The sequence below is a fragment of the Yoonia sp. D2-7 genome, assembly GCF_055809435.1.
Map to the genome: position 1 here is coordinate 2,189,419 of NZ_CM147912.1, position 18,906 is coordinate 2,208,324.

The 18,906-nt window shown below is 55.6% G+C and carries 17 protein-coding genes and 4 tRNA genes; 6 read left to right on the plus strand and 15 right to left on the minus strand.

The window, feature by feature from the left end:
• Positions 1 to 66: 66 nt before the first annotated feature.
• From AC0L7R_RS10680 to AC0L7R_RS10690, 3 genes are all read right to left on the minus strand, one after another.
• Positions 67 to 2,595 (minus strand): PBP1A family penicillin-binding protein, encoded by a 2,529-nt coding sequence (locus AC0L7R_RS10680; protein ID WP_473656863.1) that lies wholly within the window; start codon positions 2,593 to 2,595, stop codon positions 67 to 69.
• Between the two features lie 120 nt (positions 2,596 to 2,715).
• The gene (locus tag AC0L7R_RS10685) at positions 2,716 to 3,921 is read right to left on the minus strand and encodes an N-acetylmuramoyl-L-alanine amidase (RefSeq protein WP_473656864.1); all 1,206 of its coding nucleotides are present in this window, start codon (positions 3,919 to 3,921) and stop codon (positions 2,716 to 2,718) included.
• Positions 3,918 to 5,063, minus strand: a complete 1,146-nt coding sequence (locus AC0L7R_RS10690; protein ID WP_473656865.1) for an aminotransferase class I/II-fold pyridoxal phosphate-dependent enzyme — start codon at positions 5,061 to 5,063, stop codon at positions 3,918 to 3,920. The genes AC0L7R_RS10685 and AC0L7R_RS10690 overlap by 4 nt, the downstream gene beginning before the upstream one ends.
• Before the next feature lie 120 nt (positions 5,064 to 5,183).
• On the opposite strand from AC0L7R_RS10690, the gene AC0L7R_RS10695 reads away from it, so the two are divergent.
• Together AC0L7R_RS10695 and AC0L7R_RS10700 are read left to right on the plus strand one after the other, a co-directional pair.
• Positions 5,184 to 5,924, plus strand: coding sequence for a DsbA family protein (locus tag AC0L7R_RS10695; RefSeq protein ID WP_473656867.1), 741 nt, complete (start codon positions 5,184 to 5,186; stop codon positions 5,922 to 5,924).
• Positions 5,925 to 6,020: 96 nt separating this feature from the next.
• Positions 6,021 to 6,791, plus strand: a complete 771-nt coding sequence (locus tag AC0L7R_RS10700; RefSeq protein ID WP_473660396.1) for an MBL fold metallo-hydrolase — start codon at positions 6,021 to 6,023, stop codon at positions 6,789 to 6,791.
• 81 nt (positions 6,792 to 6,872) lie between these two features.
• Here the strand turns inward: AC0L7R_RS10700 and ispG are convergent, their stop codons facing one another.
• The 4 genes from ispG to AC0L7R_RS10720 form a co-directional block, all read right to left on the minus strand.
• Entirely contained in the window at positions 6,873 to 8,003 is a 1,131-nt protein-coding gene (ispG, locus tag AC0L7R_RS10705; protein WP_473656868.1) for a flavodoxin-dependent (E)-4-hydroxy-3-methylbut-2-enyl-diphosphate synthase, read from the minus strand.
• 78 nt (positions 8,004 to 8,081) lie between these two features.
• Positions 8,082 to 9,266 (minus strand): RodZ domain-containing protein, encoded by a 1,185-nt coding sequence (locus AC0L7R_RS10710; RefSeq protein WP_473656869.1) that lies wholly within the window; start codon positions 9,264 to 9,266, stop codon positions 8,082 to 8,084.
• Positions 9,267 to 9,391: 125 nt separating this feature from the next.
• Complete coding sequence (gene hemA, locus AC0L7R_RS10715; protein ID WP_473656870.1) at positions 9,392 to 10,615, minus strand: 5-aminolevulinate synthase; 1,224 nt, start codon at positions 10,613 to 10,615, stop codon at positions 9,392 to 9,394.
• Positions 10,616 to 10,882: 267 nt separating this feature from the next.
• Positions 10,883 to 11,488 (minus strand): cytochrome P460 family protein, encoded by a 606-nt coding sequence (locus AC0L7R_RS10720; RefSeq protein WP_473656871.1) that lies wholly within the window; start codon positions 11,486 to 11,488, stop codon positions 10,883 to 10,885.
• 230 nt (positions 11,489 to 11,718) lie between these two features.
• On the opposite strand from AC0L7R_RS10720, the gene AC0L7R_RS10725 reads away from it, so the two are divergent.
• From AC0L7R_RS10725 to AC0L7R_RS10735, 3 genes are all read left to right on the plus strand, one after another.
• On the plus strand, positions 11,719 to 13,095 hold the full coding sequence (locus tag AC0L7R_RS10725) for a M20/M25/M40 family metallo-hydrolase (RefSeq protein ID WP_473656872.1): 1,377 nt from the start codon (positions 11,719 to 11,721) through the stop codon (positions 13,093 to 13,095).
• 3 nt (positions 13,096 to 13,098) lie between these two features.
• Positions 13,099 to 14,397 (plus strand): S41 family peptidase, encoded by a 1,299-nt coding sequence (locus tag AC0L7R_RS10730; RefSeq protein ID WP_473656873.1) that lies wholly within the window; start codon positions 13,099 to 13,101, stop codon positions 14,395 to 14,397.
• Positions 14,398 to 14,513: 116 nt separating this feature from the next.
• Positions 14,514 to 14,981, plus strand: a complete 468-nt coding sequence (locus AC0L7R_RS10735; protein WP_473656874.1) for a hypothetical protein — start codon at positions 14,514 to 14,516, stop codon at positions 14,979 to 14,981.
• 59 nt (positions 14,982 to 15,040) lie between these two features.
• Here AC0L7R_RS10735 and AC0L7R_RS10740 read toward each other — a convergent pair.
• From AC0L7R_RS10740 to AC0L7R_RS10750, 3 genes are all read right to left on the minus strand, one after another.
• Positions 15,041 to 15,117: transfer RNA gene (locus AC0L7R_RS10740), tRNA-Asp, on the minus strand.
• A gap of 91 nt (positions 15,118 to 15,208) precedes the next feature.
• The gene (locus tag AC0L7R_RS10745) at positions 15,209 to 15,670 is read right to left on the minus strand and encodes a YHS domain-containing (seleno)protein (protein WP_473656875.1); all 462 of its coding nucleotides are present in this window, start codon (positions 15,668 to 15,670) and stop codon (positions 15,209 to 15,211) included.
• 123 nt (positions 15,671 to 15,793) lie between these two features.
• Positions 15,794 to 15,870 (minus strand) — tRNA-Asp (locus tag AC0L7R_RS10750).
• Positions 15,871 to 16,111: 241 nt separating this feature from the next.
• Between AC0L7R_RS10750 and AC0L7R_RS10755 the strand changes: the two genes are divergently transcribed.
• The gene (locus AC0L7R_RS10755) at positions 16,112 to 16,603 is read left to right on the plus strand and encodes a hypothetical protein (protein ID WP_473656877.1); all 492 of its coding nucleotides are present in this window, start codon (positions 16,112 to 16,114) and stop codon (positions 16,601 to 16,603) included.
• A gap of 8 nt (positions 16,604 to 16,611) precedes the next feature.
• Here AC0L7R_RS10755 and AC0L7R_RS10760 read toward each other — a convergent pair whose 3' ends face one another.
• The 5 genes from AC0L7R_RS10760 to AC0L7R_RS10780 all read right to left on the minus strand — a co-directional run bounded on the left by AC0L7R_RS10760 (position 16,612) and on the right by AC0L7R_RS10780 (position 18,880).
• Positions 16,612 to 17,568 carry a glycerophosphodiester phosphodiesterase family protein gene (locus AC0L7R_RS10760; protein ID WP_473656879.1) on the minus strand — a complete coding sequence of 319 codons (957 nt, stop codon included), beginning with the start codon at positions 17,566 to 17,568 and terminating at the stop codon, positions 16,612 to 16,614.
• A 35-nt stretch (positions 17,569 to 17,603) separates the two neighbouring features.
• Positions 17,604 to 17,679 (minus strand) — tRNA-Val (locus AC0L7R_RS10765).
• Positions 17,680 to 17,709: 30 nt separating this feature from the next.
• A complete protein-coding gene (locus AC0L7R_RS10770; protein WP_473656881.1) occupies positions 17,710 to 18,270 on the minus strand; it encodes a histidine phosphatase family protein in 561 nt (186 codons plus the stop codon).
• Between the two features lie 59 nt (positions 18,271 to 18,329).
• A tRNA-Val gene (locus AC0L7R_RS10775) sits at positions 18,330 to 18,405 on the minus strand.
• Positions 18,406 to 18,454: 49 nt separating this feature from the next.
• Positions 18,455 to 18,880 (minus strand): HU family DNA-binding protein, encoded by a 426-nt coding sequence (locus tag AC0L7R_RS10780; RefSeq protein ID WP_473656883.1) that lies wholly within the window; start codon positions 18,878 to 18,880, stop codon positions 18,455 to 18,457.
• Between the last annotated feature and the right edge of the window lie 26 nt (positions 18,881 to 18,906).

The window sequence follows — 18,906 nt, forward strand, 5'->3', positions numbered from 1 at the left end:
TCGTTTCCGCAAATATAATGTGATTTCAAAAGGTGATAGCCCGCCGCATCGCGACGGGCAATCGTGCTAGTACAAACCGCCAGAGGACAGTGACCCAAAGGACGCCTTTGGCCCCACAGTCGCAGTGCCACCAGTGGATGTGGTGACCTGACGGGCCGCGCGCGGCACTTCTTCAAACAGCGGCAGGTTGGCTGATACGCCAAAACCACCGTCAAATGTGATCCCGAAGACAGGTTCTTCGCCCGGACGGAAACATTCCGCGATCACGTTGTCGCCTGTCGCACCATCCGGTAAACGTGCTCCAGAAAAACGGTCGATCCGGATAAATTGGCAATCTTCAGGCGCACGGAACGCGCCGCCGCCGAAACGTTCAACGGCTTTGGTCATGAAGCGGTTAAAGACCGGACCACATGTCCCGCCACCGGACGCACCGCGCATTGTGCGTGGCGTGTCATATCCAATGTAGCAACCGGCCACGATGTTCGATGAGAACCCCACGAACCAAACGTCTTTGGTGTCGTTCGTTGTCCCTGTTTTACCCGCTATTGGCACGGATTGGTTCACCGTCCGCTTGGCTGTCCCGCGATCCACAACGCCCTGCATCATGGAGGTCAACTGGTACGCCGTGATTTCGTTCATCACGCGTTCGCGGTTGGACACGATACGTGGCGCTTCGCCTGCTCCAAGTTCGTAGCCCGTGCAGTTGACGCAGTTCCGCTGGTCGTGACGATACACAGTCGCACCGTAACGGTCTTGGACACGGTCGACCAATGTTGGCTCCACACGTTCGCCGCCATTCGCAAACATCGCGTAGGCCGCGACCATCTTGAACACCGTGGTTTCATCCGACCCCAATGACGCCGCCAGAACGCGGTTCATATTATCGTAAACGCCGAAACGTTCGGCATATTCCGCAATTGTCCCCATCCCGACCTCTTGCGCGAGACGAATGGTCATCAGGTTCCGGGACTGTTCGATCCCCGTGCGCAAAGGCGTCGGGCCATAGAACTGATTGGAAGAGTTTTGCGGACGCCAGACACCTTGCGGCGTGTTAATCTCGATCGGGCTATCGACCACGATCGTCGCAGGCGAATAACCGGAATCGAGGGCCGCAGCATAGACGAACGGTTTGAAGGATGACCCCGGCTGACGACGGGCCTGCGTGGCGCGGTTAAAGACCGAGTTCTGATAAGAGAACCCGCCCTGCATCGCCAGCACACGGCCCGTGTTCACGTCCATCGCCATGAACCCGCCCTGCACTTCTGGCACTTGGCGCAGCGTCCAACGGATAAATGCACCGTCGCTGTCTTGGGTCATGCGGCGCACGTGGACCACGTCACCAATTTCAAAATTGTCGAAGAAATTACCGCGCATCCACTGGATGTCGTCGCGAGGGACGACCTGTGGTTCGGCTGTGGTTTCAGCGATGCCTTCGATACCTACGCGAAGTTGCTGGTCTTCGATCCCAAGCACAACAGCTGGAAACCATTCATTTTCAAGTTCAATGTCGCGGGCAACACGGACGTCGGACAATGCATCGCGCCACGATGCTTCATCGACCAATGCCTCTGCCGGAATAGATTCACCTGTGCCGCGCCAGATCCCAAGACCGCGATCAAAGTCCTCGAGCGAAATTTGCAGCGATTCTGCGGCGACCTTTTGCAATTCTTCGTCGATGGTCGCGCGGATCGACAGACCGCCGTTAAAGAACTCTTCTTCACCAAAGTTAGCAGACAATTGGCGACGAATTTCGTCTGTAAAGTAATCGCGTGGCGGGCGTTCATCAAAGTGCGACGGGAAATCCCCGCCCTGCACGGTTAACAATGGGTCAGCCTTCGCGACTTCCCATTCTTCATCCGTGATGTAGCCGTTTTCGTGCATCTCGCGCAGAATAAACGCGCGGCGATCAAGCGCAGCTTCGCGGTTCCGTACTGGGTGGTAGCTGTACGGCGCCTTTGGATGCACCGCGAGGAATGCGGCCTCTGCCGGGTTCAGTTCAGACAGCGATTTGTTAAAATAGCTTTGCGCGGCCGCCGTCACACCAAAGGACCGGACACCAAGGTCGATCTCGTTCAGGTACAGTTCCAAAACGCCGTCTTTGCCGAGCGTTTCTTCCAGCCGGGGTGCCAGAATGATTTCTTTGATCTTCCGTGATATCCCGTCCAGACCGCGCCGCGATCCGTCCAAAAGGAAGTTCTTGGCGACCTGCTGTGTAATCGTAGACGCACCACGCAGGTCTTCACCGCGTGATTTGACTGCGTCCACAAACGCGGACGCCATACCGCGCGGATCGTAACCCGGGTGTTCGTAGAAATTCTTATCTTCCGCAGAGATGAACGCCTGCTTTACGATGTCAGGAATTTCTTCAATTGGTGTGAACAAGCGCCGTTCGGTCGCGAATTCATCAATGATCTTACCTTCACCCGAATAGATTCGGCTGATCGTTTTAGGCGCGTATTGTGACAGCACGTCATAAGACGGCAGATCACGCCCGTAGGCATAGAACACACCGCCCAGCCCCAGCGCACAGATCGCAAGACCAAACGTGAGGGTCGTAAAGATACCCCCGAAGAAAGATAAGATAAACCGCAGCAAGCCCGTAATCCTTTTGGATTTGTTGGCCGCTGGTATACGCGCTGTTGCGGTGATGGTCAAAAGCCGATTACGGGGAAACCTGCCGGAATTCGCCTATTTTTGCGCCCCGATGATCACGTTTTACTGGCGCACCAGCGGTGCGCGCGCGGCCTCTTCGCGGGCCCAGGTTAGTACGCCTGCGACAATCCCTTCCACGACAGGCGCGCGGCCCGACGGCGTGGACAGCATCGCCCGGTCATTTGCGTTGGACAAAAAACCGACTTCGATCAAGACGGACGCAAAATCAGGTGCGTTCAGAACGGCCAACCGCCCTTCGCGACGCGGCTTTGAATTGAGACGGGCACCTGCGTCGCGCAGCGCTGCCACCGCTTGTTCTGCAAAGCGTTGGCTTTGCGGTTCGGTTTCGGCCCGTGCGAGGTCCATCAAAACGGTCGCGACCCGGTCGTCTTGTTCTGACAAATCAACACCCGCCAGCAAATCGCCCCGTTCGTGTCTTTCGGCCATACGGGCAGCGGCGCGGTCGGACCCTTCGGCGTTGAGTGTGTAAATCGACGCACCACGGGCTTCGTCCACCTCTAATGCGTCGGCGTGCAACGAAATAAACAGGTCTGCCTTGGCGGCGCGTGCAATAGTCATTCGCCCTTCCAATGGAACAAAGATGTCGGATTCACGGGTCAAGATGGCCCGCACTTGGCCTGTTCTGTTCAACGCTTCCGCCACTTCGATGGCAAGTTTCAGCATCAGATTTGCTTCGACAACGCCGCCCTGAATTGCGCCGGGATCGACACCGCCATGCCCCGGATCCAGCACCACTGTCAGTGGGCCGTCTTCTGGCGTTGGCGCTGGCAAACTAGGTTGTGCGGTGGCGATATCCCACGCCGCACTGACAGGTGCGCCAGAGGTCGCAGCAAATTCGACTGGGTCTGCATCACGCAAAACTAACGTGAGCTTGGCGGTGTTATCCAATTGATTTACGGTCATTTCTGCCGCCTTCAGTACGACCGGTTCTGACAGATCAACGACCAGCCGCGACCACCCCGCCTGAAATGCACCGAAGCGGATGTCGCTAGCAATGTCGGACTGATCGAGCTGGGTCTTGTCCGTACCCGTCCACTCAATTTCGCGAAAATCGACAACCAGACGACGCGGTTCATCCAGCGTGAACACGCGGTAAGGTACAACCTGCGACAAATGTAAATTAACCGCCATGCCTTGGCGGGTGTCCGTGATCGCACTGGCTGAATGATCTATGCGGGCCAAGCCACTGAAATCTTGCGCAAACGCGGATCCCGCCGTCATCAAGAACGCCGCCACGACACGGATCATGCCGCACGTCCTTTCATAAACGCGGACAACCGTGCGAGGCCTTCGGTGATGTCTGCCGTGCCACGTGCATAGGAAAACCGCAGCCAGTGGTGCCCACGTCTGGGGTCAAAATCGAGTCCCGGCGTGACGGCAACCCCAGCCTGATCCAAAATCTCGCCTGCAAAGGCGAGCGCATCATCAGTGTAATCCGACACATCCACGTAGACATAGAAGGCCCCGTCAGGTGGCGCGAATTTGGTGAACCCTGCGGCCGTCAGGCCATCGATCATCAGCTGTCGGTTTGCGGTATAGACGTCGATATTCTGCGTAAGCTCTGCACCACAATCCATTGAATACAATGCCAAACGTTGGGCTGCATGCGGCGCGCAGATGAACATATTCTGCGCCAGTCGTTCCACGATCCGCACGTGATCTTCAGGCACAATCATCCAGCCGACGCGCCAACCTGTCATCGAGAAATACTTGGAAAACGAATTGATCACATAAGCGTCGTTGGTGACCTCTAGCGCAGAGACTGCGCGGCGGTCATAGCCAAGCCCGTGGTAAATCTCGTCTGATATCAACGCCGCCCCTTTGTCTGTACAGGCTTTGGCCAAAGCCGCAAGTTCACCCTTGTCCAGCATCGTACCAGTCGGGTTCGCAGGAGATGCAACGATCAAGCCCGCCAGATTGTGGTCAGCGACTGCAGATGGCTGGGGTTGGAACCGATCCGCGAGCGTCGTTTCAATATCAACAGGCGTCAGACCAACAGCCTTTAGAATTTGCCGGTAGGATGGGTAACACGGTGTGCCCAGCCCGACCTTTTCCGCGTTATCAAACAACGCACTAAAGGCCAAAAGGAAAGCACCTGAGGCCCCCGACGTAATGACGACACGGTTCGGATCGAGATCAACGTCATACCAGTCGCGGTAGTGTTGGGCGATCCGTGCGCGCAATTCCGGCAGGCCCAGCCCCACGGTGTAACCTAGAGGGTCATCCAAATCGGCCGCCAGCCGCGCACGTGCATCCGCAGGCGCACCCGTTCCGGGCTGGCCGACCTCCATGTGGATGATGTGACGCCCTGCGGCTTCGGCCTGACGTGCGGCCTCCATCACATCCATCACAATAAACGGATCGACCATACCACGGGTTGAATGACGCATCTGCTGCCCCTTATGATTTTGGCAGAGTTTTGCACGCAAGCGCCATGCGGCGTCAATGGCACTTGGCACGCAGTGCGCGATATGGTTTTCAGGTGACGACCCTGTAAAGGAAAACAGATTATGCTTCGTTTCGCCCCTTTCGCCGTAATGGCAGCCCTTGCCTCACCTGTTGTCGCACAAGACATGACACCAGAAGAACGCACAGCGTTCCGGGCCGAAGTGCGTGCATATTTGCTGGAAAACCCTGAAGTGTTGATGGAAGCCATCGGCGTTCTCGAAGATCGTCAGGCTGCGGACGCACGGGCGAACGACGTGAACCTTGTGGCACAAAATGCCGACGCATTGTTCAGCAGCGATACATCTTTCGTCGGGGGCAATCCGGACGGCGATTTCACAGTCGTTGAGTTCCTTGATTATCGGTGCGGTTACTGCAAACGCGCCCACCCCGAGGTCGCGGCTTTGATCGATGGCGACACAAATATCCGCTATGTGATCAAGGAACTGCCGATCCTAGGGGAACAGTCTGTTTTGGCATCCCGTTACGCATTGGCCGTACAACAGGTCGTGGGCGACGACGCCTATTACGACATCCACAACACGCTGATGGAATACCAAGGTAATATCACGGACGCGAACCTTGCGCGGATTTCAGATGCGTTTGGATATGATCACGACGCATTGGCGGACATGATGAACGGTCCCGAAGTCAACGCTGTGATTGCAGAAAACCGCGCGCTGGCAGACGCCTTGGCAATCACAGGCACGCCGTCCTTCGTGTTCGAAGACCAAATGTTGCGTGGTTACGTGCCGTTGGCGCAGATGGAACAGATCGTCGCCCAACTCCGGTCTCGCGACGGTTAATTCGGCCTTCTCGATAAATCATCTGGCCGCTGCGACGGAACGCCCTAGGTGTAGCGTATAAAGAATATGCACAACCAGGAGATTACCATGCAGCGCCTGCCCCAAAACCGCCGTCAGTTTCTAATTCACACAGCAGCAGCCAGCACACTGACTGTCCTGCCGTTCGCAGCACATGCAGATGGGCACGGCGCGGATAGCTTTCCGACCGCCAACGGCGCGATCGAGATTACCCCTGTGGACCACGCATCATTCGTGATGAAGACGCCGACTGCGGTGATCTACGTCGACCCTGTCGGAGATGCGTCCAACTACGAAGGCTTCCCGACTGCCGATCTTGTACTGATCACGCATGAGCATGGCGATCACTTCAACCTTGATACGCTCAATGGCATCGTTGCGGAAAACACAGCACTGGTCACGAACCCAGCCGTATTCGACATGTTGCCAGAAGACATGCAAGCTAAAGCGATGCAGATGGCAAACGGCGATGACACGACATTCGGCGATATCGCGATTGAAGCGATCCCTGCGTATAACACGACAGAAGATCGTTTGAACTTTCACCCTAAAGGCCGCGACAACGGCTACGTTCTGACCGTAGATGGATCCCGCGTCTATATTTCCGGTGACACCGAAGACATCCCGGAAATGCGCGCATTGGAAGACATCGACATCGCGTTTGTTTGCATGAACCTGCCATTCACGATGAGCGCAGAAGCCGCAGCTGATGCCGTGAACGAATTCAAACCCGCGAACGTTTACCCGTACCACTATCGCGGTCGGGACAATGGCACACAGGACCCGATGGCATTTGCCGAAATGCTTGCTGATGGTATTTCCGCAAAAATGGGCGGCTGGTACGGCTAAACGCAAAAACCTGCGCAGGGGGCATTTTTCAGATGCCTCCGGCGGGGATATTTAGAACTGAAAGAATGAGGCGGTGGAGAGTTACTCTGCCGCTTCTTTTTTTGCTGCAAGCGCGTCGAGTTCGGCGGCTTTCTTTTCGACCTGTTCGACGATGTGGTCGACCATACTGTCGTTGTCTTGTTTGTGGCTTTGCTTGCCCGCAAGATAGACCATGCCGTGACCCGCACCGCCGCCTGTGAAGCCGACATCAGTCATCAGTGCTTCACCCGGTCCGTTCACGACGCACCCGATAATGCTAAGCGACATTGGTGTTTTGATATGCTCAAGCCGTTGTTCAAGCGTTTCGACCGTTTTGATCACATCAAACCCTTGTCGGGCACATGACGGGCACGAGATGATGTTCACGCCGCGGTGGCGCAACCCCAAGGACTTCAGAATCTCGAAGCCCATTTTGACTTCTTCTACGGGATCAGCGGACAGCGATACACGGATCGTATCCCCGATCCCCATCCACAGCAGGTTGCCCATGCCGATAGCGGATTTTACTGTGCCACTGATCAAACCGCCCGCTTCAGTGATACCAAGGTGGATCGGTGCATCAGTGGCTTCGGCAAGCTGCTGGTAGGCAGCGGCCGCCATGAAGACGTCAGAGGCCTTACAGCTGATTTTGAATTCGTGGAAATCGTTGTCTTGCAAGATCTTGATGTGATCGAGACCGGATTCAACCATCGCGTCAGGCGTAGGTTCGCCATATTTATCCAGTAAATGCTTTTCCAGCGATCCAGCGTTCACCCCGATCCGGATTGAACAATTGTGGTCGCGGGCTGCTTTTATGACTTCCTTGACGCGTTTTTCGTCACCGATATTGCCCGGATTGATGCGCAGGCAGGCGGCACCCGCTTCTGCCGCTTCAATACCGCGTTTGTAATGGAAATGGATATCCGCAACGAGAGGCACTGACACCTCTGGCACGATCAACTTTAGCGCCTTGCTGGACGCTTCGTCCGGAACGGACACACGTACAATGTCGGCCCCTGCTTCAGCCGCTGCGTTAATCTGTTCGATCGTTGCCTTCACGTCTGTGGTCAGCGTGTTGGTCATCGTCTGGACAGAGATCGGCGCACCGCCCCCGACAGGCACATTGCCCACCATAATCTGACGGCTTTCACGCCGGTAAATGTTACGCCAAGGACGGATATGATTCAGCGACATAGGAGTATGGCCTTTGAATTACGCGACTGGCCTTAACCTATGCTTGCCGCCGCCTTACGGCAACGGGTAAGCCGCAGGTTATTGTGCCGCAGGGGCCACTTCGGCGACGCGGACGACTTCTGCCAAATCGCTGTCAGCTGTGATATCCGCGACTGAGTAGCTAGCCGTCAGATTATCAACCGACATTGCAAGGTTCGACGTCACCTGACCACGTGGACCAGCAGGCCCGTAGTGAGTGCCGTTGATCGCGAAATAAATCGCACCAGATGCACCAACCCGCAAAGTCGCGGGGTTTTCGGTTTGTGGTACTGTGAAGGTGTCACCAGCCTGCATCGTGGCTTCGTAGATCGTTGTGCCGTCAGCCGCCTTCACACGCACCCACGCAGGGCGTACAGCGACCATCTGCACCGCAGGCGCAGGCGTTTCAAGAACCTGCACACTGGACGGTTCTGGGAATGCGGCAGCTTCGGCAACGGCCTGTTCCAAAGTGGTTTCAGGTGCCAAGGCGCCGAATGAACCCGGGTTTAATGATGCGATAGGTCCGTCGCGCGACACCAGTACCGGCACATCAAGAGCGGCAGGACGGTAAAGGCGATCCAGCGCTTCGACAGACGGGGCTTGGAAGGATGCAACATCTTCAACTTCTGGGGCGATATTCGCGCCGCCTGCCAGTGGATCAATGTCGGACACTACCGTCGGCGTCTGTTCAACGGGTGCGAACTGTACGCGCTGGACTTCTTGCAAGACGGTCCAGCCGCCGTAACCGATGCCACCAATCAGCGCGACAAGCACAAGAACGGAACCAATTGCGCCCGGTTCGATCCGGCTGAACATTGCGTCGCCTTCCGGCACAAAAGGTGTCGCGGATGACGAGAAAATATCGTTGCCCTTGGCTGGTGTTTTCTGAAGTGTTGATGGCTTGGCGGCCGATGCTTCCGCAGACATGCCGTGTGCCGTTGCAAAACCGCTTTCGCCACAGAACGTATCAAACGCCCAATCCGGATCCATGTTCAGGTAACGCGCGTAAGACCGTACATAGCCCGCAATAAAACCCGGCGTATCAAACGCAGTAGGGTCCGCATTTTCGATCGCGGCGATGTATGCTGCTTTGATTTTGAGTTCGCGTTGCACGTCCAACAGGCTTTTGCCCATGGTCGCACGTTCGCCACGCATCAGGTCCCCAAGACGCAAATCAAATGCATCAAATCCGGTCGATTCAGCTTCTTGCTGAACGCGATTGCGTCTGAATCCCTTGACGATCATAGTATACCGTAGCCCGCTTGTGTCCCCATGTACTGCCGAAACCTGTCCCGAATCCTAGCAGTAGCACCACTGTCCTACCACAACATGAAGATGTTTGCACATGCGGAAAGAGTCAAATTTGCGGCTTAGCCCGCCATTTCGGCACGATTCAGCGCACAGTGGCTCCACAGTGTATCCAATCCGGAAACAAGCGCATCCATTTCGCCAGGACCGTGTACAGGAGACGGTGTGAACCGTAAGCGTTCGGTTCCGCGCGGCACGGTTGGGAAGTTGATCGGCTGCACATAGATTCCGTGATCAGACAACAAACGATCTGATAAAACCTTCGTGTGAACCGGATCACCCACGATCAGTGGCACGATATGCGACCCGTGATCGATGATAGGCAGCCCCATTCCTTTGAGACGGTACTTGAGAATCGCAGCTTGCGTCTGCTGCTGATCACGCAAGTCCTGATCCGTCTTCAGATGCGCCACGGAAGCGGCTGCACCAGCGGCAATCGCGGGTGGCAGTGACGTTGTGAAGATAAAGCCCGGCGCATAGGAACGGATCGCATCGCACATACGAGCAGATGCCGCGATGTAGCCGCCCATAACGCCATAAGCCTTCGCCAATGTGCCGTTGATGATGTCGATGCGCCCCATCAGGCCATCGCGTTCCGCAACCCCTGCCCCACGTGGACCGTACATGCCGACGGCGTGCACTTCATCGATGTAAGTCAATGCACCAAATTCGTCGGCTAGGTCGCAAATCTCTTCGATGAGGCCAAAATCGCCGTCCATCGAATAGATCGATTCGAACGCGATCAGCTTTGGCGCGTTGCTGTCATCTGCTTCGAGCAATTCGCGCAGGTGCGCCAGATCGTTGTGACGGAAGATCCGCTTGGCGCCGCCATTGCGGCGTACACCTTCGATCATGGATGCGTGGTTCAACGCGTCGGAATAGATGATCAAACCGGGGAACAGCTTTGGCAGTGTGGACAACGTCGCATCATTCGCGATGTAGGCCGATGTGAAAAGCAGCGCTTCTTCTTTGGCGTGTAGATCAGCCAGTTCGGCCTCAAGCTGTTTGTGATAAACAGTTGTTCCTGAAATGTTACGTGTCCCGCCAGAGCCCGCGCCTGTGGCTTCGATCGCTTCGTGCATCGCAGCCATCACAACCGGATGCTGCCCCATGCCGAGGTAGTCATTGCCGCACCAAACGGTGACAGGCGCTGTTGTCCCGTCTTCTTTGTTCCACACCGCATGGGGGAACTGACCGCGTGTGCGTTCGATGTTGATAAACGTCCGGTAGCGTCCTTCGTCGTGAAGACGGGTGATCGCTGCATCAAGTTGTGCGTTATAATCCACCGGGTATTCCTTCGCCTTAACAGCGGTCCAAGTCACTGATAGCGCATCAGTCTAGAACCTTTCTAGGTCTCATATAGGGCACAAGACCGCGCATCAACATGCTTTGACGCGCTACAATTTGACGCCCCCTATTTGATCAAGATCACACAGGGCCGAATCCAAAGACATGATCTAGATCAATTCCTTGGCAGGCTTTCAAATAAATACCCCGACCCAGCAAGCGCGAGATCGGGGTATTGTATTGCTTATCGTGAAACCCGCCGTGGATTATTCAGCGCCAAGCCGGACGTCTTCCAACGGGTAGCCCAATGAATCCTGATCAGCGTAGGCCGCGTGGCAATCGTGGCAGAAGGATTGTTTGACGCCCATTGTTTTGCCGTTTGGCTGGACACCTGAATAGATCCAGTTGCCGAATTCTTCGGCTTCTGTACCAGGCTCGACCTTAGTCATGATCAAAAGCGGCCCCAGACGTGGTGTGCCGTCGTTGCGCAGCTTGTAAGATTCTTTGGCGATGACAGTCCCGACCGGCATTACAAAATCTTCGCCGTAGCCGTAGGTCACGTAGGTATCAAAGCCCACTTCGTTCACGAATGTGTTCAAGAAACGTTCGCCGTGGACGCCCGGCAGTGCAGGACCAGTCGCCGCGTTGCCCCACGTGCGGTAAACACCGCCAACTTCGTGATCTTCGGCGCCATAGCCCGCTTCAAGGTCATCGGACACGCAGGCATACAGCGCCGCGACGTCTGCTTCGTCAAAATCGAAAACGTCCTTATCAAAGGTACACGCGTCCGCATGGCTGTCAGCCGCAGCACTGTGTGCGCCGCCAAAGAGTGCAACAACAGCCGCCGTCGCAATAATCATTCCCGATTTCATCGAATTCTCTCCCTTTAGGTATTCATCGCCCACCTCTGAGCGTCGTTCTGTCGCACACTAGCCATGCCGCCCGTTTGTGCATAGCCAACACGTTGTCACAAAACTGCGAGGATTGCGTGATACATTTAGCATCGGTTTATAAGCGATAGGTTAACCCGATCTGTTTGCATGACCTGAGATTTTGACGTCCTATGCAGGCAAACTCAGCCAGACACAGAAAGCGTTCACCCATGACCCTTGATCCAGTCCTTGCCCAGATTGATGCCGACCTTGATGCGGCCACTGCCCGTCTGTTGGACTTGCTGCGCATCCAGTCGATATCGACCGATCCGGCGTACAAAGACCAATGTGATGCCGCTGCCGACTGGCTGGTCGATGATCTGACCAGCATCGGTTTTGATGCATCCAAACGCGCAACACCCGGCCATCCGATGGTGATGGGTCACACCGGAGACGATGGAACACACGTCCTATTTTACGGCCACTACGACGTGCAACCCGTTGATCCGATTGACCTATGGGACAACGACCCATTTGACCCACAAGTCGAAGATACCGCCAAGGGTAAGGTCATTCGGGGGCGTGGATCATCTGACGACAAAGGCCAGCTGATGACTTTTGTCGAAGCGTGTCGCGCTTGGAAAAAGGTCCATGGCACGCTGCCCGGCAAAATCTCGATCTTCTTTGAAGGCGAAGAAGAATCAGGGTCCCCGTCGTTGGTACCTTTCATGAAAGACAACGCGGAAGAACTGACCGCCGATGTAGCACTGATCTGCGACACGGGCCTTTACGGCGACAGCACGCCTGCGATCATCACGCAGCTGCGCGGATTGCTGGGCGAAGAGATCACGATCACGGGCCCCAGCCTTGATCTGCATTCCGGCATGTACGGTGGTTTGGCAATGAACCCTGCCCGCGTTTTGGCAAAGGTTATCGCAGCGCTGCACGATGAAAACGGCGCAGTCACGGTACCTGACTTCTACGACGGCGTGCCAGAACTGTCGAACGAACTGGCGGCAAGCTGGGATGATCTGAGATTCGACGAAAAGGAATTTCTGGGCGAAGTCGGCCTATCAGAACCCGCAGGCGAAAAAGGCCGTCGTCCGTTGGAAATGATCTGGTCCCGTCCGACTTGCGAAGTGAACGGGATGATTTCGGGCTACACCGGTGATGGTTTCAAAACTGTACTGCCGTCCAAAGCGAGCGCGAAGATCAGCTTCCGTCTTGTGGGTACGCAAGACCCACACAAAATCCGCGAGAATTTCCGCAAGATGGTACGGGACATGATCCCAGTCGATTGCGACGTGGAATTCCACGGACACGGCGCGTCAGCCGCGGGTCAAATGTCCACCGAAAACCCTGCGTTCGCAAAAGCTGCAAATGCTTTGTCTGACGAATGGCCAAACGCAGCAGCCTATGTCGGTTGCGGCGGGTCGATCCCAATCGCCGGACATTTTAAGACCGTCTTGGATATGGATGCGATGTTAATTGGATTCGGCAAAGACGACGACGCGATCCATAGCCCCAACGAAAAGTATGACCTGTCCAGCTTTCACAAAGGTATCCGTAGCTGGGCGCGTATTCTGCATTCACTTTCAAAGGACTAAAGAATGAAACGCATCCTAGGATGGATCGCGGGGATCGCCATTTTGGCGATCACCGTTCTTGGTATTAGTTGGGTCAAATATGCCCCGTCCCAAGACTTGCGCGGAGTGTGGAAAACGGACGGTTACGGGTTGATGTTAGATGTTGGTGCCCTGACCATCGATGTCTACGAGGTCAGCGATATCCATTGCACGAAAGACCAGACAATCCCTGCTCACATGTGGATTGTCGATTTCCTTGAAGGGGTCACTTTGTATCGCGAAGACGCACAGCTGGTGCTGGCCGCTGAAGGTACAATAAATCCGATCACCGCAGATCCGGTTGCGGCCCTGCCCGACAGCTGCGATGCTCCCCTGCCCAACACGCCAACTGCGGTTTTTGACGTGATGTGGGAGGTGATGAATACGCATTATTCCCATTTCGACACCCACGGCGTCGATTGGGGCGCCCGCCGTGCCTTGCGGCCGGAAACGGGCAGCCAGATGGACGACGCCGCGCTGATGGCTGTCTTGCAAGAGGCCCTGACAGGCTTGGACGACGGTCATACCTTCATCGCGACCGGCGACAGCATCTGGTCGCCATCTGTCCGCCCGGACTGGCACGACGTCCGGCACGTGGTGCGGGATACCACGCTGGCCGCCGTGAGCGATCTGTCCGCACCAAGCGATACGGGCTTACGCGTCGGTTGGGCCACGCCAGACATCGGCTATGTTTACATCGAGCACATGGACCCCGAAACGGGACTTGGCCAATCCGCGGCGACGGTTGCTGCGGCATCATTCCAGCAGGTGCTCGACTACCTCGCGGACGCCAAAGGCATCATTCTTGACGTTCGGTATAACCCAGGTGGGTCGGATGACATTTCACTGGCCTACGCGGGGTTCTTCACCGACGAACCACTGCCGGTTTTGACCAAAACAACGCGAACCGAAACAGGATTTACAGCGCCGCACACGGCCATCTTGGAACCGCAGCAACCGACGTTCGATCAACCCGTCGTAGTGCTAACAACACCCTACACAGGCTCTGCCGCAGAGATTTTCACGATGGCGATGCGCGAACTGCCGAATGTCACGGTGATGGGTGAACCGACCTCTGGCGGGTTGTCAGATATCATGAGCATCGAACTGCCCAACGGTTGGGAACTGGGCTTTTCCCACCAAGTCTATCTCGCGATGGATGGCGCTGATTTTGAAGGGGTTGGCGTGCCATCGGATATTGATGTGTCCGTCGACGTATCTGCGGCCGAAGCCGGTGACGATACGATCCTGTCTACGGCAATCGCGCGGCTAGATGGTCAATAAAGGCCACGACAGCCTAAAGTACTGACAATTCAAGATTAACAGAAAATTTTTTAAGATTTATTAACGTCGCTCCCGATACTTGCCTGCGTGCGCACAGGTACGAAGGGAGCGACGACATGCTACAAGCAAATATGGCTGCGGGATACGCGGCCCAAGCGACACAACCCACCTCCATCACCAGCCAGCAGGCCGAAAAGCTGACAACGTTTTTGGCCGACTACGATTCATCCAAGTTGACCGAATCTGATGCCAAGAAGATCGTCACGCAGATCAAAGAAATTGGGATCAGGCCGGGGTCCGGATTGGAATCACTGCTGAGCGACAACGGGATTGATGCAAAATATCTAGTCGACCAAGCTGGCATCAAGGGCGGCGACCGTCCACCGCCTCCACCGCCTGAGGGCGGCCAAGGTGGATCACAATCCAAAGGGTCTGTTGACACAGGGATCGTCGCGTTGATCGCTGATGCGGTTGAAGCGTTTGCAGAAACGGATGATGCCGAAACGGTGTGGTCTTTGCTACAACCTGCCTTGGAAGAAGCGGGTTATGACACATCACAGCAGATGATCGACGTTTACCTGTGATCTGATCAACACTTCATTCAATCGTCCTGAACGAAATCGATCAAACATATGGTGGAAAGTGGCGCGGTTGACGGGGCTCGAACCCGCGACCCCCGGCGTGACAGGCCGGTACTCTAACCAGCTGAGCTACAACCGCGCGTGAGGGGTGGGATAGAAGGAAGTGTCACACCCGTCAACGCCAAATCGCGCGGTTTTTGTACTTTTTTGATCGAATGCTAAACTAAGTGCTAAGCCGAAAGGACTTCGGGCCAATTTGCATCCCCCGCAGCGATGTATCCAGCCGTATCACGTTCCCATTTACGGCGGATGCGGCGCGAATAGTTCAGGTACAGCTTACCATCTACAATCGACCAAGCAGCGGGCGTCGTAGACGCTGTATAGCCCTGTGATACAGCGTAGGCGCAGTAGCCGCCGTATTGCGGGGCATAGGCGTATGGATCAGCCTCAAACGCGGCACGGTTTGCGGCTGATGAAAACAGCCATGTCGCCCCCCGCCACATCACCTGGTGATCAGGAGATCCTGCAACGGGTTCACCGTTGGTAAAATAGGCAACAGGGTCCGTACCATCGATTGCGATTCCATCTTCGGCATAAATGGCTGGCGTCTGCGCGACGGCTTGAGTTGCGACCATGCTCACCATTGGGAGTGAGACGGACAGGGTCATGAATTGGCGGCGGGACAGTGACATCTGCAATTCCTCAATAGATCTGTTGGAATCAAATATAAGGATGCAGATCGCGCACGTCTGCTACGTGACAGCGTTCTCATGCTGATGTGAAATCTTGTCATATTTCTGGGAAAAGAGAGAGGATGGCGCGGTTGACGGGGCTCGAACCCGCGACCCCCGGCGTGACAGGCCGGTACTCTAACCAGCTGAGCTACAACCGCGCATCTCTCAACATCTTGCGACGTTGTGGGGCTTCTATGCCGGGCGTTTGGGGGCGTCAAGAACGCACAGGCAAGAAGTGCAAAGAAAATGCATTTTCTTTTGGATGCCCGATGTTAACGGGTCCGCCCCGTGCGACCGCCATAGGCTATCAAAGCAAACTAAGCATGATTAATTGTAGTCATCCCGCAAAACATGTGCAGAGTCATTGGGATTGGAAAACATCAACATATTAGGACGATTATGCGCAACCTACTGATCACATCTGCCCTGTGCCTTGCGCCGATGGCTGCGACCGCTGACGACCAACTCGACCGTTTTGCGTCAGTCATGGTCGATATGAATGTTTTGATGGGTGAAATGATGGCCCTAGAGATCGAACAAGGCGGCGGCGATGGCACACCTGTGCGCGACGCGCTTGCCCTGCTGGAATGGACCCCCGCGCTGCAAACCGCTGCTGCCTGCGTACAAGACAAATTCGCGGATGTCGCGGGGCCAGATACGTTTTCAACGATGCTGGACGACATCGAGACTGTCATCGCCGATTCTCAAGGGATGACCATGACCGAATTTGCAGACTCGGTGGACCCGGTGGCCCTGATCCCACAGGGCATGACGGAAGACGAATCCCTGGCAATCAACGAAGAATGCGGACTACCAGACGCACAGCTCGCCGCAATGAGCGAGACGGGATTCACAGCAGCCGTCATGGCCGCGATGTCCGAATCCCAGTAAGAAATAGATTAACGCAGCGCTGGACCGATCACTTCGATCCGGTTGGTCCAGATATACCCGTCAAACTGCGCAGGCACGCGCGCGAGCGTTTCCAAGTCATCGACCCCACTGGAAAAACCTGACCCGTCGTAGGGTCCCCACAAGATCGCCTCTGTCCCAACAGCATGCATGCGGCGAGTGAACTTATGCGGCCAGCCCCAAAGATACGGCGCGTAATCCATCGGCACAGCGACCGTCATATCGGCGCAAACCGCAGGCGCCCTGCCCGTCCAACCGGTCAACGCGTATCTGAACAGGCAGGCCTTTAGGGTTTGTCGACTGAACCCTGTCCAAACGGACCTGTTCATCGCACTACTAGTCGGCGGACCGCCACCGTATACGCCCCAAATCGGTGCTTCCGTCTGGTGAAACCGATCAACCAACACGTCACCGTCTTCGCATCGGTTGCTTTTAAAATTGACGAGAAGCCGACCGTCTGGGTTTGCTTCAAAAACCTCTGTTAGTGTCGACATCTGACCCACAGCAGTTCCGCGCAAAGGATATGTTTCACCGTCGCTGGTATATCCATAACCTAAGTCGAGACCACGCAGATACGCCATGTTCTGCTTATGCGTCACACCCGTTCCGTCGGTTTGACAGTCCAACGCCCAATCGTGGAAAACCGCAAATTGGCCATCGGTGGTCAAGTGCACGTCAACCTCGACCACGTCAGCACCCGCGTCAAAAGATGTTTCGATCGACGCAATCGTGTTTGCAATGAAGGGATGCGCCATTGGCGTGACGGGATTGGCGGTACAGGTATCGGCGTTACGATCATTGCCTGCGTAGATTTGATGAATGCCTCTGTGCGCTATCAGCTTTGGCTGCTGATCCGCAGGCAAGCTGACAAATGCATTCGTGTTGGCCAACCACAGGGCCGCGCCTAGACAAACAAGGACAGCCAAAAGCCGTTTTATACGTCGCATATACGACGATTGCATAGGGCTAGCGGGATGTGAAGTGGTGGGTGATGAGAGGCTCGAACTCCCGACATCTTCCGTGTAAAGGAAGCGCTCTACCAACTGAGCTAATCACCCGTGAGGCGTCGTTTAGGCTATCGGTTCGGGTTACTCAAGCAGTTTTTGCACGCCGTCTTTCAAATGATAGACGCAGCCCTGCCCTCCGTGAATCGTCGGCACAGAAACTGCACCTTCGCCCGCCACGATAGACCGCAACATCCGGCTGGTGATTCCGTGCGTAATCAGGACGCTGGGGCCCTGCAGATCAGCAAGAAATGCGCGGCAACGGGTTTCAAGCCGTTCGAATCCCTCACCATTTGGTGCGATTTCATACTGCGCCATGAACGGGTCTTTGCCTTCAGGCATCGGCAAGTCGTCCCGCAGCAGACCCGACCAATCCCCGACACCAATTTCGCGCAGGCGATCATCCGTGCGCACATCAGTCGCGATTCTGCCAAGGGCAATCCCTGCGGTTTGGAATGCACGGCCTTGCGGGCTGCATAGAAATGCAAATCCGGTCAGATCAAGGGTCCGCAAAATTTCGCCCTGTCGTGCGGCGTCCATTTCACCCTTTTGCGTCAATGGGGAATTCAATTCACCCTGCATCCGGTTTTCGGCATTCCATTCGGTTTCACCATGTCGCAGGATATAAAGCTCTGGATGGGACATGGTGCGCCTCGCAGTTGATACAGAAAAGGCGCACCAACTTGGTACGCCTTTGGAAAATCTGGTGGGTGATGAGAGGCTCGAACTCCCGACATCTTCCGTGTAAAGGAAGCGCTCTACCAACTGAGCTAATCACCCGATAGCGGTGGATTTAAAGCCGGATTCGTGTGGGCGCAACCCACAAAGTTCACTCTGACGTATTTGGTGTGCGCAATTTCAGCGTGATCGCCTTAGCGCCCTTGCCAACATCCTTCGTCTTTACGATTTTCAGCTTGCCCAAAGGCGGCAGTTGCATGTCTTCGGCGTTGATAAGCTTGTCGGCCATGACTTCAAACAAGGCTTCGACGACCAGTTTCGCATCGGACCGTTTGATACCACTTTTTTCGACGACAGCATCCAAAATCGGCCCCTTTTTGACTGGGCCATCATCACTGACGACAGCTTTCGGCGCGCCGGCTGGCGCGGATTTCGGTGTCGATACAGGCACCGCCTGCGGCACAGACACGACGACGGGCTTGGGCCCTGTGCTGACCGGAGCAAGCTTTGCTTTCGCGTTCGGTTTGCCGGGTTTCAATTTGACGGTGTTCGTGTCGGGGGTGTCATTATCAGCCATCGGGCCCTCTTTTTCTCTTTAACCTA

What these genes read in the sequence shown, in the direction of transcription:
- AC0L7R_RS10685 (WP_473656864.1), bottom strand. Translation starts at nt 3,921, where the DNA reads ATGATCCGTGTCGTGGCGGCGTTCTTGATGACGGCGGGATCCGCGTTT.
- AC0L7R_RS10690 (WP_473656865.1), bottom strand. Translation starts at nt 5,063, where the DNA reads ATGCGTCATTCAACCCGTGGTATGGTCGATCCGTTTATTGTGATGGAT.
- AC0L7R_RS10695 (WP_473656867.1), top strand. Translation starts at nt 5,184, where the DNA reads ATGCTTCGTTTCGCCCCTTTCGCCGTAATGGCAGCCCTTGCCTCACCT.
- ispG (WP_473656868.1), bottom strand. Translation starts at nt 8,003, where the DNA reads ATGTCGCTGAATCATATCCGTCCTTGGCGTAACATTTACCGGCGTGAA.
- AC0L7R_RS10710 (WP_473656869.1), bottom strand. Translation starts at nt 9,266, where the DNA reads ATGATCGTCAAGGGATTCAGACGCAATCGCGTTCAGCAAGAAGCTGAA.
- AC0L7R_RS10720 (WP_473656871.1), bottom strand. Translation starts at nt 11,488, where the DNA reads ATGAAATCGGGAATGATTATTGCGACGGCGGCTGTTGTTGCACTCTTT.
- AC0L7R_RS10725 (WP_473656872.1), top strand. Translation starts at nt 11,719, where the DNA reads ATGACCCTTGATCCAGTCCTTGCCCAGATTGATGCCGACCTTGATGCG.
- AC0L7R_RS10730 (WP_473656873.1), top strand. Translation starts at nt 13,099, where the DNA reads ATGAAACGCATCCTAGGATGGATCGCGGGGATCGCCATTTTGGCGATC.
- AC0L7R_RS10735 (WP_473656874.1), top strand. Translation starts at nt 14,514, where the DNA reads ATGCTACAAGCAAATATGGCTGCGGGATACGCGGCCCAAGCGACACAA.
- AC0L7R_RS10745 (WP_473656875.1), bottom strand. Translation starts at nt 15,670, where the DNA reads ATGTCACTGTCCCGCCGCCAATTCATGACCCTGTCCGTCTCACTCCCA.
- AC0L7R_RS10755 (WP_473656877.1), top strand. Translation starts at nt 16,112, where the DNA reads ATGCGCAACCTACTGATCACATCTGCCCTGTGCCTTGCGCCGATGGCT.
- AC0L7R_RS10760 (WP_473656879.1), bottom strand. Translation starts at nt 17,568, where the DNA reads ATGCGACGTATAAAACGGCTTTTGGCTGTCCTTGTTTGTCTAGGCGCG.
- AC0L7R_RS10770 (WP_473656881.1), bottom strand. Translation starts at nt 18,270, where the DNA reads ATGTCCCATCCAGAGCTTTATATCCTGCGACATGGTGAAACCGAATGG.
- AC0L7R_RS10780 (WP_473656883.1), bottom strand. Translation starts at nt 18,880, where the DNA reads ATGGCTGATAATGACACCCCCGACACGAACACCGTCAAATTGAAACCC.